The following is a 1,247-nucleotide window of genomic DNA, read 5'->3' as shown; positions in this document are numbered from 1 at the left end:
AGCGGTGGCGTCCCGGTCCGACGACGCGAGCCAGATCTCACCCGGCCGCGGCGGTGCAGGCGAGCTGGCGAGCGAGGCATGGCTGTACGCCTGAAGGTCGGCGAGGACAGCGGTGCTCTCGGTGGTTCCGGAAAGAACGGGGGCAACTGCTGCAACCACGCCCTCGATTTCGACGCCGCCGGGACGCAGTGACACCGGCTCGCCCACAGCCAGGTCGAGATCGGCCAGCAGCTCAGCAGTGAGGGCCACGGGAAGCGGCGGCGAGTCCTGCGCTTCCACCATTAGGCGTGCCTGCGCGGTGCCCACCGTCGAACCCTCTTCGGGGAAACGCACGCCGACGCCCGTCTCGAGCGGCTGCACTCCCGATTGCGCTGCGCCGAACACACCGGCCGCCAACTGCAGGCTCGAATCTTCGGTGAACCGTCCCTGGCCGGTGCCGATCCCGCCGTCGCTGGAGACGCTGGTGATTTCCAGCTCGTACCCGCGCGCGGCCTCGGACGGCTCCAGCGCGATATCGATCGCCGCGATCGCAGCCGGGCGCAAGCCTTCGGGCAGCGCAAACGAGAGGGAATGCGCTTGGTCTCCGGCACCGGACAGGGCGAGGGTTCCGGCTGGAGCGGGCACGAGGTTTCCTGCCTCTGTGCGGATCCAGACGGTGACTGAGGCGGTGCGCGTGGTGGCGCCGTCGTCGGCTGCTTCCGAAGTGCCCGTCGAGGTGAACTGCATGCGGATCTGGGTGGCAGAGGGCGACAGCGTCAGCGCGGGTTCGGGCACGGGCGGCTCGAAGGCCAGCGCGCCCGCAAGCTCTCCGACGTTCACCAGGTTGGCGCCGTCGTCCAAAAGCCCCGGCAGCGACCCGGCATCAACGGCGAGCAGGGGAGCGGTGATCGATGCCAGCCGCGCTTCGCCCCGGTAGGCGAGGGAGGCCGCGGTCACCGCCTCACGTTCGGCGAAGGTGTTCAGGGCCGGAACGTCATCAGCGGACCGGATGACCAGCGGACCGGGCACCGCGACACGCACGTCCGAACCATTGCCCAGCTGGGATGCCGCTTCCTGGGACCGGCTGGTGGTCTGCGCATACGCGGCAGTGAACGTGGCGGTGCCCACCGTGACGGTGACCAGCGCGATCGGAATCACGTAGGACGCGATCCGCCGGGACACCTGCCGCGCCGCCAACGGCACCCCGAGGGTGGTCCGCGAGGACGTCCGGCGCTCTACCCGGCGCGCCAGCCACGCGGTGATGACCA

Annotated in this window: 1 protein-coding gene; it reads right to left on the bottom strand. The window is 70.2% G+C overall.

The genetic code is table 11. The annotated features are described in order from the left end of the window. The coding region (locus P4U43_RS17900; RefSeq protein ID WP_277359949.1) for a hypothetical protein at positions 1–1,247 on the bottom strand (1,247 nt) is incomplete at both ends.

This window comes from Arthrobacter vasquezii, from assembly GCF_029455255.1.
GTDB lineage: Bacteria > Actinomycetota > Actinomycetes > Actinomycetales > Micrococcaceae > Arthrobacter_D > Arthrobacter_D parietis.
This window is presented reverse-complemented; position numbering and strand designations above follow the sequence as displayed.